The organism is Vibrio sp. V01_P9A10T6 (assembly GCF_963877065.1).
Lineage (GTDB): Bacteria > Pseudomonadota > Gammaproteobacteria > Enterobacterales > Vibrionaceae > Vibrio > Vibrio anguillarum.
In genome coordinates this window covers 1-11,081 of the sequence record NZ_CAWNTB010000016.1, presented here as the reverse complement: position 1 = coordinate 11,081, position 11,081 = coordinate 1, and the positions used below count along the sequence as shown (strand labels likewise).

The following is an 11,081-nucleotide window of genomic DNA, read 5'->3' as shown; positions in this document are numbered from 1 at the left end:
GCGGTATCACGTTTGGTCCAATCAATGTAAAAAGAGAGACGCTCAGCACCCACCACTAACGCATGGCGGTAATGGCTTGCTTGCATTAAACGCGTCGCAGTTTCTAATCCATAAACAAAACCGGTACAGGCTGCATTTAAGTCAAAAGCGGATGCATTTTTAATCCCAAGGTTCTGCTGCACTTTCGAGGCAATATTTGGGATAAGAGAATCTGGCGAACAGGTTGCGATGATGATGAGATCAATCTCAGTTGCATCAATCCCAGCACAAGCGATAGCGTGTTGGGCGGCCACCGTAGCTAAATCCGAGGTATTCACATGGCTAATGCGGCGCTGTTCAATCCCGGTGCGAGTTTTAATCCACTCATCGGAAGTTTCAATAAAGGTGCTAAGGTCATGGTTTGAGAGCGTTGCAGGTGGTAGGCATTTACCCCAACCTGTAATTTCGGCATAGAATTTTGTCATTGTTAACCTGTTTTTGTTGTATTTTCTAATGCAATCCAAAGACCTAAAATTAAAAACTCATCGTATGAAAGAGAAATGAGACTCAAAAGGTCCTTTTGATGTCAGTCAGTATACGCGCTTTTGCTCCGACGTTAAGTCTAGTGCGTTAAATGCGGCTGGAGCAAAACACAAAAATAAAGAGAGGAAACTATGTCAACATTCAATACTCGTTGCCCTTCGTGCCACGCAATGAACCGAGTTCCGATAGAACGAGTAACAGAAAGCCCGAATTGCGGTAAATGCCAAGCTCCCCTATTTGATGGAGCGCCCATTGAAGGAACGGAAGCCAATTTCGAAGCGCTGCTTAATAGTCGCCAACCCGTTGTCGTCGATTTCTGGGCACCTTGGTGTAATCCGTGTGTGGGTTTTGCTCCGGTATTCAGTGATGCTGCGACGGAACGAAAAGGAAACATTCGCTTTATAAAAATTGATACTGAAAGTGAACAAAGCCTCGCCACAAAATTTCAAATTCGCAGCATTCCAACCATTATGGTGTTTAAAAATGGTCAACGAGTCGATATGATCAATGGCGCTTTACCAAAAAGTCAATTTGATCAATGGTTAAACCAAGCCATATTGAAATAATCCATCATTATAACCAATAATAAAGTTGGCATTTTTTATCGATTTATGCCAACTTTACTGCTCATTTCTCTTGCTTTATTTTCGATTAATAAAATTAATCGTTAAGAACATAATTTTTCGTTTTACCTTTCTCAATATCAGCTCCATATTCGCCGCAAAATATCCCATCAATTCTGGTTTTGAGGCAAAGTCAATGGACAACATCACTGTGAACGCGTCTTCACCTCGCATTTCCGTTCCGGTCATTGCGCTATCGCTTTATGCGATTGCCTCAGGCTATTTAATGAGCCTGATCCCATTGATGTTGCCGCACTACGGGCTTGAGAGCTCATTGGCAAGCTGGCTTGCCAGTGCCTTTTACGCTGGCTTATTGATCGGCGCATTAGTCGTTGAACCTGTTGTCAACCGCGTTGGCCACCGAAACGCTTTTGTATGGTGCTTAGCGCTGCTCATGTTAACCATTTTTGCCTTACCTGCTCTGCACTATGCCAGTGCTTGGTTAGTGGCACGTTTTGTTGCTGGTATTGCGGTGGCTGGTGTCTTTGTCGTTGTCGAGTCTTGGCTATTGCATGGTGATGAAAAAGGCCGAGCAAAACGCCTTGGTATTTATATGGCGGCGCTTTACGGCGGCACGGCATTGGGCCAATTAGGGATTGGTTATTTAGGCGTATCAGGCGGCGTGCCTTTCATTGCCATCATTACCTTGCTATTAATCGCCAGTGTGGTGCTGATTTATGGCGAATCTGACCAACCGTCAACGCAGCATGCCGTAAGCCTATCACTGAAACAGGTACTCAAACTAAACCATGCCGCCTTGCTCGGTTGCGGAGTTTCGGGGCTCACTTTGGGGGCTATCTACGGTCTAATGCCTGTTGAATTGGAACAACGTGGTATCAGCCATACCGATATTGGCAGCTTAATGGCGCTTGTAGTTTTGGGTGGCATGGCGGTGCAACCTATGGTGCCTTGGCTATCAAAGTTTTTGGGCCGAACACTATTAATGGCACTGTTTTGCTTGATTGGCTCTGCGGCGATTACCATAACCTTGTTCGATTCAACGATGATGATATTAGCTGCCAGCTTGTTTTTTTTAGGCATGGCGACGTTTGCCCTGTACCCAATCGCCATCAACTTAGGTTGTGATAAGCTCGATGCCAATTACATTGTCTCAGCGACACAAGTTATGCTATTTAGCTACAGTATCGGCTCTGTGGTTGGCCCCGTGATCGCTGATTGGTTTATGCAAAGATCGCAAGGCTTAATGGGTTATCTCTTTATTGCTTTACTGGCGACTTGTATTTATATGTTGGCTTCAAGCCTCAAAACCAAACGCCAATGGGTGGCGGGGAAATAAGTCGCAGCAAAGCGGATCATATTTTATCGCAAGGCGCACGGTTCAATCGTTGATGGCGATTTGATGCATGCGCCTTTGGTTTTTCTGGTAGTGCACGTTTTTCATGCAGTAGATGGCGGATCGCCAATATAGGGTGAGAGAGCAACATTCTTGGCCCTGCGTAACGCATCACCAATCTCATTTGTTCTTTCGGCTCAGGCTTATAGCAATGAATTGGGCAACGGTTGCAGGTGGGTTTATGTTGGCCATAAGGACAGCGATCTAAGCGTACTTGCGCATATTCCAACAAGGTTTTGCAACACGTACAGAGGCCAGATTGACAGCGATGATGGCGCTGACAATAAATGTTCACCATCGCCTCTACGGTGCGAAACTCACTGAGTAGCTCTCCCGTTAAAAGATCGCTATGCATTTTTTCCATTGCCAATAACTCCCATTGAGATCGCAGATAAAAACAAGTATCCTGCGCCACCTTGTTCCTCATGTACCCAAGACTTTGTGTCAAAGAGCAGACGACTATGAACCGCAAAAAGAAAATTAACCAAACACTGCAAAAGCATCTTAAAAAGAAGCATGCCAAGCTGCACGGCAGCAATAAGCCTCGTTATATTTCAAAAGCTGAACGTGAAAAATTAGACGCAGAGCAAGCCGCTTCAACCAGCACGGTAGATACCCAACATAGTGAGATTGTGCCTGCTGAAGGTGAGCTACAATAGTAAGTCTTGCTCGATTGGAACAAACTGGCTGGCGACATCAATAAGGCTTTGAGCCGTCAGCCTTGGTACTCCGTACACTTCTACTTTTTTGTTAAAACGCTGTTTAATCCGTTCGACCAATAGCTCGAAATCACCATCTCCTGATACCAGAACAATCACATCCGCTTGCTCTGCCAGCTCAATCGCATCGAGAGTAATACCGACATCCCAATCCCCTTTTGCACTGCCATCACGACGCTGAATGAAGGGCTTAAGCTGAACCTCAAAACCAATACCGCGCAAAATATGGTGGAACTGGCGCTGCTTAGGATCTTGGCTAGCAATCGCATAGGCATTGGCTTTGATCACCTCTCGCCCTTGAGTGGCTACATACCAAAATTGGTTGTAATCAAAATGCTGGCGGTACTTCTCTTTACAGGTGTAATAGACGTTTTGAACGTCGACAAGAATGGCAACTTTTTCCATGAGCTCTCTTCTCAAATAGAAACAAAAACAGCGGCCTGTTCGCCGCTGCTTTGCAAATTGCGCCTAGTATACGCCAAACCACTTCAATTTGTCGTGCAAGCGAGTCACACTGCCGACCACAATCAAGGCTGGGCTTTGTGCTTGTTGCGCTAAAAGGGGTAAATCGTCAAGCGAGCCCGTCAATACTCTCTGTTTATCTGTAGTGCCGCGTTCGATAATCGCGCAAGGCGTTTCTGCGTTCAGGCCAGCATCCAACAAGTTTCGTGTGATGTTCGGGCACTGCTTTAACCCCATATAAAAAACCAAAGTTTGGTTGTCTTGCGCTAAACATCGCCAATTGATCGCTTTACCTTCTTTTTGTAAGTGACCCGTAATGAACTGCACACTTTGCGCGTGATCACGGTGCGTCAGCGGAATCCCCGCGTAAGCCGTGCAGCCTGCTGCTGCCGTGATCCCCGGAACCACTTCATAAGCGATATGATGTTCAGCCAGCGTTTCAAGCTCTTCACCACCTCGGCCAAAAATAAAGGAATCACCGCCTTTCAAACGGACAACTTTTTTACCTTCTTTGGCTTTATCGACCAGAATTTGGTTGATCTGATCTTGCGGCACACAATGAAAATCCAACTGTTTGCCAACGTAGATCATCTCCGCTCTGCTTGGCGCCAGATCTAAAATCGCTTGCGAAACTAAACGATCATACACCACCACTTGCGCTTGGCTGATCACGCGTAGCCCCTTAACCGTCAGTAGATCGGGATCGCCTGGCCCTGCGCCTACTAAAGAGACAAAACCGCGACTCGTTACACTGCTTACCATGATTACTCTCTACCTTATCGACAAAAGGATATTGTCATTAAGCGAGGTTAAACCTCACTTAACAATGGTTAGCCAAGGTTGCGTTGTGGCAAGGTTTTACCGTGAGTCATGTAAAGGCTTAACCCGGTAAATAACAAGCCGCCCACTACGTTACCCAATGTGGCCGGAATTTGGTTCCACACCAACCAATCGACGATGGTGAATTTAGCGCCCAACATCATGCCAAGTGGGAACAGATACATATTCACTACAGCGTGTTCAAAAACCAAACCGAAGAAAATAAAAATAGGTAGCCACATCGCGACCACTTTGCCGCTCACTGTAGTTGATGTCATGGCGCCGACAACACCTAGGCACACCATCCAGTTACACAAGATGCCTTTCACAAACACGGTGATCCAGCCATTAATACCGTGTTCGGCAAAGCCAAGTGTGCGAGCAGTAGACGCTTTGATAAACGCTTGCCCAACAGCGCTCGGCTCGATACTGAAATTCATGGTGAAGGTTAGCGCCACTAAAAAGGCGACGGCAACGGCACCGATTAAGTTACCTAGCCCAACCAAGCCCCAATTCCGTAGAACGCCCGCTTTGGTTACTCCGGCGCGTTTTTCAAACAAAGCTAAAGGCGCTAAAGCAAAAACACCCGTTAATAAATCAAAGCCCATTAGGTTCAAAATACAAAACCCCACAGGGAAGACCAGTGCACCAACAATAGGCACTCCGGTTTGCACAGCCGCAGTAATGGCCACAGCGACTGCGATAGCAAGAATCGCCCCCGCCATAATGCCGCGAATCAGGGTATCGCGCGTTGACATGAAGATTTTGCTTTCGCCAGCGTCAATCATTGTTTGCACAAAATCGGCAGGTTTTACGTAAGACATAATGGTCCTTATTGTCACCAAAGTTAAAATTAAAAAGGGAAATTGAATAGATAAAGGCTCCCAACCATCAATGCATCACCAAGAGAACTCGATGAACAAGGAACCTTTTTGCTATTGAATCTCATCGTCTCAAAAGCGGCTGTTAAGCCGCGACTTCGACCACACCGTCAGTGACTCGCGCGGCATAAGCTTTCACGCTAAAGCGTTCATCTTCCATACATTGGCCCGTTATGAGATTGAAACGCTGCTTTTTAAGCGGGCTTGCTACCCAGAACTGCTCTTGATGTTGGCAAATAAAACCGCGTGACAACACATTAGCTCGAGCAAAGGGATCCATATTGCTTATCGCCATCACTTCTTGCGCTTCAGTCGGACGGAAGAGAGCCACTTGCTCCCCATTCACCAGTGCACACACACCCGTTCCGGGAACAATGTCATTAATGTCACAGATGGCTTGAAATACTGTGTTATTGGCCATAGTTATTTCTCCAAAACAGGGGTAGAGATTGCTGAATCAGCAAGCGCAATGTGGAATATATCGCCTTTCGCTTCTGGGTGTTTTTCGCTATAAGTCGCAGGACGGTGCTGCTCACGAGCGCTGACGAACACGACGTTCTCATCGCGTAAATCAGAATTAATGAAGTGAGTAAAACGAGTTAATTGCTCAGGATGATTAAGCGTTTCTGTCCATTCACAGCGATAATCAGCAATAAGCTTCGCCACATCTGCTTCGAGTTGATCGTTAATGCCCAACTTATCGTCCACAATCACTTCACGCAGGTAATCAACGCCACCTTCTAGGTTGTCTAGCCACACTGAGGTGCGTTGTAATTTATCGGCGGTGCGAATGTAGAACATCATGAAACGGTCGATGTATTTCAGTAGTGTTGCTTCATCTAAATCAGAGGCCAGCAGATCGGCATGTCGAGGCTTCATACCACCATTACCGCAGACATACATATTCCAACCCGCATCGGTCGCGATCAGGCCTAAATCTTTGCCTTGCGCTTCGGCACATTCGCGGGTGCAACCTGAGACACCAAACTTCATCTTGTGTGGTGTACGGATACCTTTGTAGCGGTTTTCAATCAACACACCCAAACCGACGCTGTCTTGCACACCAAAACGACACCACGTACTACCGACACACGTTTTTGCCATGCGCAGAGCTTTGGCATAGGCTTGGCCTGTCTCGTATCCAGCATCAATCAGTTTGCGCCAAATCTCAGGTAAATCGTCTTTTTGAGCACCAAACAGACCAATGCGCTGCGCGCCCGTCACTTTGGTGTAAAGTTTGTATTCTTGAGCGACATTCGCTAGCACCGCAAGCGCTTGTGGTGTGACTTCACCACCTGCCATGCGTGGGATCACCGAATAAGTACCGTCTTTTTGCATGTTGCCCAAGAAGTTATCATTGGTGTCTTGCAAACTGACCAGCGATGGCGAGAGCACATGATCCCCCCAACACGAGGCCAGAATAGAACCAATTGTTGGCTTACAGACTTCGCACCCATAGCCGCGACCATGTTTTGCCAACATCTCATCAAAACGTTTGATACCGTTAATGCGGATCAAATGGAACAGCTCTTGGCGTGAATACGCAAAGTGCTCACAAATATCGTTTTTGACTTCCACACCCGATTTAGCCAGTTCCGCATTCAGAACCGACGTCACTAAAGGCACGCAACCACCACAACCTGTTCCGGCCCCTGTCACCGCTTTAATCGCGCCGAGCGTATGATGACCATCGGCCACGGCTTGGGCAATTTTCGCTTTAGTCACATCAAAACAAGAGCAGATCACCGCAGTATCAGGTAGTGCATCCGCGCCTAATACCGGTTTTTCAGCGCCAGCATGTGCGGGTAGGATCAAGGTGTCTGGGTGTTTGGGCAGCTCAATATCATTGAGTTTGAGTTGCAGTAAATCGCCGTAATCTGACGTGTCGCCAACTAAAACTGCACCAAGCAATTTTTTACCGTCGTCAGAAACGATAATGCGCTTATAAACTTCATCTTCTTCATTTTGATAAACGTAGCTTTTACAACCGGGCGTTCGTCCATTGGCATCACCAATCGATCCCACCTTCACACCCAGCAGTTTGAGCTTGGCGCTCATGTCTGCACCACTAAATTGGCTCTCATTACCCACAAGATGATCAACCGCAACCGTTGCCATTTTGTAGCCAGGAGCAACCAGACCGAAGAAAGTTTGATTCCAAGAAGCACATTCGCCAATCGCGTAAATATCAGGATCGGATGTTTGGCAGTGATCGTTAATGGCAACCCCACCACGCGGCGCGATGTCTAGACCCATATCACGAGCTAATTTGTCCTGAGGACGTATCCCTGCGGAAAATACGATGAAGTCAACTTCCAAATCCGAACCGTCGGCAAACTTCATGGTATTACGAGCGGTCTCGCCTTGAGCAACGATCTCTAGCGTATTTTTGCTAGTGTGAACTTGCACCCCCATCCGCTCAATTTTATTACGCAGTTGTAAACCGCCTTGCAAGTCAAGTTGCTCAGCCATTAATACCGGAGCAAACTCAATCACATGGGTTTGTACGCCCAACGCTTTCAGCGCACCAGCCGCTTCAAGGCCAAGTAAACCGCCGCCTATCACTACGCCACTTTTGCTCTTTTTCGCGCACGTTTCGATGGCCTTTAGATCTTCAATGGTGCGGTAGACAAAGCAGTCTTTACTTTCATTGCCTTTGATCGGCGGTACAAAAGGATAAGAGCCCGTCGCCAAGACTAATTTGTCATAGCTCACTTCACGGCCAGTATTTGAATAGACCACGCGCTTTTCGCGGTTAATGTTAACCGCCCGCTCACCCATCAAGACATTAATCGCATGCTTTTGATAGAAACCCGGCTTAACAAGCGAAAGCTCTTCAGCGGTATGGTGTGAAAAGTAGGAAGAAAGATGGACGCGATCGTAGGCAACACGCGGTTCCTCACAAAAAACCGTGACATCAACAGCCGATGCCTCCATTTTTTCGACCAAATCTTCGATATAGCGATGGCCAACCATGCCATTACCGATGACAACCAGCTTCATCCTGCTCATATGGGTTCCTAATTATGGTAACGTTTCATTGAGCGAGATTTTTAATTATGAAAGAAAATGAATTACTGATGTAAATCAATTACAAACTCAAACTACCCTAAAGAGGTAGCCATAAAGAGGAATATCAGAGAGAAATAAACACATTAGCGTGAATACTAGGGGCCGACAGGTATAGGAAGATAGTTAATATAGTATGATCACTTCCAATCAAACCTGATCATTTACAACAAAATTTGTCAGTTTTCCTCGGCTAAAGCACTTGGCAGAAGTTATATACGCAACGCAAACACGCTGCCCTATTATGCTTTCGAGTGGAAGATCATCACGGTGTTGTTCCTCCCCCCCCCCCCTTTTAGGGGGAGGGAATTAGTTTCGTGAGTATTGGGTATGCTATTTACTTTTCCTCATGCCTAGAGCATCTACCACTAATCCATTACACCTAGATGGTAACCTATGCTATATGTCTTCGAACGCATCCTCTAAAAAGATACAATCGAGCACACGACGGATCTCCGTTGGTAAATTGTACGGTTTAAAGTCCCCGTTAAAATCTAGAGTATTATAATCTTGTATTGCATCGATGATTATTTCTTCTGCTGCACTACGAAAATCAAGGTTGTCACCTAAAACATCAACCATATCAAGATCGTCACTTGCTCTCTTAATAACTATACCATGAGGAAAGAATCCAGCATGTTTTAGGGAATTGTATACTTTTCTATCTTCCTTTCTGACAAACTTCCGAATTTCGTTCTTCTCTTTATCTTTTATTGGTTTTGCGCCCCACTCAATTTCCAGCTTATTGTTAACCATCTTAGACTTGGCTTCACGTAGTCTGATTATTATCTCTGCACCCAATACTGTTTGCGATTTCTTCCCTTGTTCCTTCAACAAAGGCTCACAAATGTACATTGCAGATCCAGCAAGTAAAATTGCTTGGATGTAGTCAAAATCGTCTTCGGCTTGAACGTATGACTTTGCAGCACGGTAAAGCATGTGAGGTGCAATTTCGAGTTTGTTCATTTTGGCTCCTATCATCCATAGATAATTGTTTCAGCGCATATCTTCGAGGGTCACATCACCAAAGCTTTTGATAGCTAGGACTATCTGAGAGCGGTTTTGGTGTCTGGCAGATTAAAGCAGCTCAATTACGCTGCTTATCATAATCCTTAATCACCTTTCTCGTGGTTATGCTCTTTTAGTTTTGGGTGTTTCTTCTTTGTTTCTGGACGGACACGCCGTCGTTTATCTGGTGTTCCGTCTTCATTTTTTCTTTTAGGTCCAGGTTTTATGCCCATTGGTATCTCCTACTACGGCTTAGTGTGATTTGGATACCCCAAATAATAGATTAACTTTAAATTATAAAGCATGGTGCATATCAGGTTTTAGCGATCACTGAAAGACCCGTATTGCATAGCCACCCCACCGACTTGATAGAAACACTCGAGTTGGACTCATCGGTTCTATTAGCCCAAAGCAATCTTATCCGAAGCAGTCGACTTTGAGTCTCAACTCTAACACCCCACCCTACCCCTCCCCTTAAAGGGGAGGGAATTAGTTTCGTGAGCGTTGAGAGGTAGCGGTATCTTTCTATGAAAGATTTTCTTGACGAATCCCACATAATTAATGTGACATTCTTTCCTTAGCATCTTTATAGCCGACGACCTTGCCATCCGCTAAAGCTCGCTCGCTACGAGCAATGCCTTCGTGTTCAAACGGCTAACGCCCCAACACTTAGATACCAATACTCCCCCACCCAAAACTGCACCGTTCATGAAGTGTTCACATTCAATCGCTACGTTAGCTCAATATCTTCGAGAGCTGTCATGTGAAACCACTTAAACGTTATCAATACGAACGCTATGCAGTGCTGTGCAACCTTGCTTATCCCAGAGTGTTTAGGCAGACACGTTACGGTTTTGATCCGAACGGTCAGCACATCATCCGTAACCAGTTTGATAAAATCATGATTCGAGTGCTGTGGAGTAAAAACCAAGAAGAGGCTGTGGTGGTTATCAAAGGTTCGCACAGTGTCAGTGATTGGCTTTTGAACTTTGCAATGTGGACACGCAGTTGTCAGCACTTAGGATTGGATTACCGTATTCATGCGGGCTTTTACCATCTCCTGCATCAAGAGAGCCTGCCGACGCGCAACGAAGATAAACTCGGCTTATCGGTTTTACAACGGCTGGAAGCCGTCGTTGTTCCTCTGATCGAGAGCGGTAAACGCATTGCCATCACTGGTCACTCTTCGGGTGGGGCTATTGGGTGTATCTTTGCTGACTACATCGAAAAGAAATACCCAAAATGCATCAAACGCATTGTGACATTCGGCCAACCCGCGATTGGTAATTGGCGTTTTCGTCAACGCTACGCGCTTAGTCACAAAACCTATCGTATTTGTTGTGACCTCGACATCGTCACCTTTATGCCACCCATTCCTTTAATCTATTGGCATGTGGGTAAATTGCTGTGGCTTTACAATGGGCGTATTTACGAAAACACACCAACGTTCATCCGGTTAGGTCGATCTTTATTGAGCTGGCTAGTTCGCCCCTTCTCTTATCACCTCATGAGTAAATACATCCGCAATAAAGATTTCTTCGATGAACGATAGAAGCTAGCACCGAACAAAAAACACGGTGACTTCAAATATTTTTCACACTAAACAATTATGGAAAATTAATTG

General features: G+C 45.8%; 12 protein-coding genes and 1 pseudogene. 4 read left to right on the top strand and 9 right to left on the bottom strand.

Annotation, left to right across the window (positions count from 1 at the left end; all coding sequences use genetic code 11):
- Nucleotides 1–464: pseudogene (locus AACQ21_RS01090) on the bottom strand (3-oxoacyl-ACP synthase); the annotation flags it as partial.
- 189 nt (nt 465–653) lie between these two features.
- Here AACQ21_RS01090 and trxC point away from each other — a divergent pair.
- Nucleotides 654–1,088, top strand: coding sequence for a thioredoxin TrxC (gene trxC / locus AACQ21_RS01085; RefSeq protein WP_017043322.1), 435 nt, complete (start codon nt 654–656; stop codon nt 1,086–1,088).
- Between the two features lie 193 nt (nt 1,089–1,281).
- The gene (locus tag AACQ21_RS01080; protein ID WP_017047243.1) at nt 1,282–2,442 is read left to right on the top strand and encodes an MFS transporter; all 1,161 of its coding nucleotides are present in this window, start codon (nt 1,282–1,284) and stop codon (nt 2,440–2,442) included.
- 16 nt (nt 2,443–2,458) lie between these two features.
- Here the strand turns inward: AACQ21_RS01080 and AACQ21_RS01075 are convergent, their stop codons facing one another.
- The gene (locus AACQ21_RS01075) at nt 2,459–2,863 is read right to left on the bottom strand and encodes a nitrous oxide-stimulated promoter family protein (RefSeq protein WP_202599014.1); all 405 of its coding nucleotides are present in this window, start codon (nt 2,861–2,863) and stop codon (nt 2,459–2,461) included.
- Between the two features lie 97 nt (nt 2,864–2,960).
- Here AACQ21_RS01075 and AACQ21_RS01070 point away from each other — a divergent pair, with 97 nt between their 5' ends.
- On the top strand, nt 2,961–3,158 hold the full coding sequence (locus AACQ21_RS01070) for a DUF2986 domain-containing protein (RefSeq protein WP_105976390.1): 198 nt from the start codon (nt 2,961–2,963) through the stop codon (nt 3,156–3,158).
- On the opposite strand, the gene AACQ21_RS01065 is transcribed toward AACQ21_RS01070, so the two are convergent.
- The 7 genes from AACQ21_RS01065 to AACQ21_RS01035 all read right to left on the bottom strand — a co-directional run bounded on the left by AACQ21_RS01065 (nt 3,150) and on the right by AACQ21_RS01035 (nt 9,690).
- Nucleotides 3,150–3,623 carry a LabA-like NYN domain-containing protein gene (locus tag AACQ21_RS01065; protein WP_010319683.1) on the bottom strand — a complete coding sequence of 158 codons (474 nt, stop codon included), beginning with the start codon at nt 3,621–3,623 and terminating at the stop codon, nt 3,150–3,152. The genes AACQ21_RS01070 and AACQ21_RS01065 overlap by 9 nt on opposite strands.
- A 63-nt stretch (nt 3,624–3,686) precedes the next feature.
- Nucleotides 3,687–4,442, bottom strand: coding sequence for a uroporphyrinogen-III C-methyltransferase (gene cobA / locus AACQ21_RS01060; protein ID WP_105976389.1), 756 nt, complete (start codon nt 4,440–4,442; stop codon nt 3,687–3,689).
- Between the two features lie 68 nt (nt 4,443–4,510).
- On the bottom strand, nt 4,511–5,323 hold the full coding sequence (locus AACQ21_RS01055) for a formate/nitrite transporter family protein (protein ID WP_105976388.1): 813 nt from the start codon (nt 5,321–5,323) through the stop codon (nt 4,511–4,513).
- Between the two features lie 142 nt (nt 5,324–5,465).
- Nucleotides 5,466–5,801: a nitrite reductase small subunit NirD gene (gene nirD / locus AACQ21_RS01050; RefSeq protein WP_010319680.1), complete on the bottom strand. Its 336-nt coding sequence runs from the start codon at nt 5,799–5,801 to the stop codon at nt 5,466–5,468.
- A gap of 2 nt (nt 5,802–5,803) precedes the next feature.
- Complete coding sequence (gene nirB / locus AACQ21_RS01045) at nt 5,804–8,392, bottom strand: nitrite reductase large subunit NirB (RefSeq protein ID WP_105976387.1); 2,589 nt, start codon at nt 8,390–8,392, stop codon at nt 5,804–5,806.
- 456 nt (nt 8,393–8,848) lie between these two features.
- Nucleotides 8,849–9,415, bottom strand: coding sequence for a hypothetical protein (locus tag AACQ21_RS01040; protein ID WP_105976386.1), 567 nt, complete (start codon nt 9,413–9,415; stop codon nt 8,849–8,851).
- Between the two features lie 146 nt (nt 9,416–9,561).
- The gene (locus AACQ21_RS01035) at nt 9,562–9,690 is read right to left on the bottom strand and encodes a hypothetical protein (RefSeq protein ID WP_258174164.1); all 129 of its coding nucleotides are present in this window, start codon (nt 9,688–9,690) and stop codon (nt 9,562–9,564) included.
- A gap of 530 nt (nt 9,691–10,220) precedes the next feature.
- On the opposite strand from AACQ21_RS01035, the gene AACQ21_RS01030 reads away from it, so the two are divergent.
- Nucleotides 10,221–11,009 (top strand): lipase family protein, encoded by a 789-nt coding sequence (locus AACQ21_RS01030; protein WP_105976385.1) that lies wholly within the window; start codon nt 10,221–10,223, stop codon nt 11,007–11,009.
- The last annotated feature ends 72 nt before the right edge of the window (nt 11,010–11,081 follow it).

Bases quoted from the DNA above. Each gene is read 5' to 3' on its own strand.
- trxC (WP_017043322.1), top strand. From the start codon at position 654: ATGTCAACATTCAATACTCGTTGCCCTTCGTGCCACGCAATGAACCGA.
- AACQ21_RS01080 (WP_017047243.1), top strand. From the start codon at position 1,282: ATGGACAACATCACTGTGAACGCGTCTTCACCTCGCATTTCCGTTCCG.
- AACQ21_RS01075 (WP_202599014.1), bottom strand. From the start codon at position 2,863: ATGGAAAAAATGCATAGCGATCTTTTAACGGGAGAGCTACTCAGTGAG.
- AACQ21_RS01070 (WP_105976390.1), top strand. From the start codon at position 2,961: ATGAACCGCAAAAAGAAAATTAACCAAACACTGCAAAAGCATCTTAAA.
- AACQ21_RS01065 (WP_010319683.1), bottom strand. From the start codon at position 3,623: ATGGAAAAAGTTGCCATTCTTGTCGACGTTCAAAACGTCTATTACACC.
- cobA (WP_105976389.1), bottom strand. From the start codon at position 4,442: ATGGTAAGCAGTGTAACGAGTCGCGGTTTTGTCTCTTTAGTAGGCGCA.
- AACQ21_RS01055 (WP_105976388.1), bottom strand. From the start codon at position 5,323: ATGTCTTACGTAAAACCTGCCGATTTTGTGCAAACAATGATTGACGCT.
- nirD (WP_010319680.1), bottom strand. From the start codon at position 5,801: ATGGCCAATAACACAGTATTTCAAGCCATCTGTGACATTAATGACATT.
- nirB (WP_105976387.1), bottom strand. From the start codon at position 8,392: ATGAGCAGGATGAAGCTGGTTGTCATCGGTAATGGCATGGTTGGCCAT.
- AACQ21_RS01040 (WP_105976386.1), bottom strand. From the start codon at position 9,415: ATGAACAAACTCGAAATTGCACCTCACATGCTTTACCGTGCTGCAAAG.
- AACQ21_RS01035 (WP_258174164.1), bottom strand. From the start codon at position 9,690: ATGGGCATAAAACCTGGACCTAAAAGAAAAAATGAAGACGGAACACCA.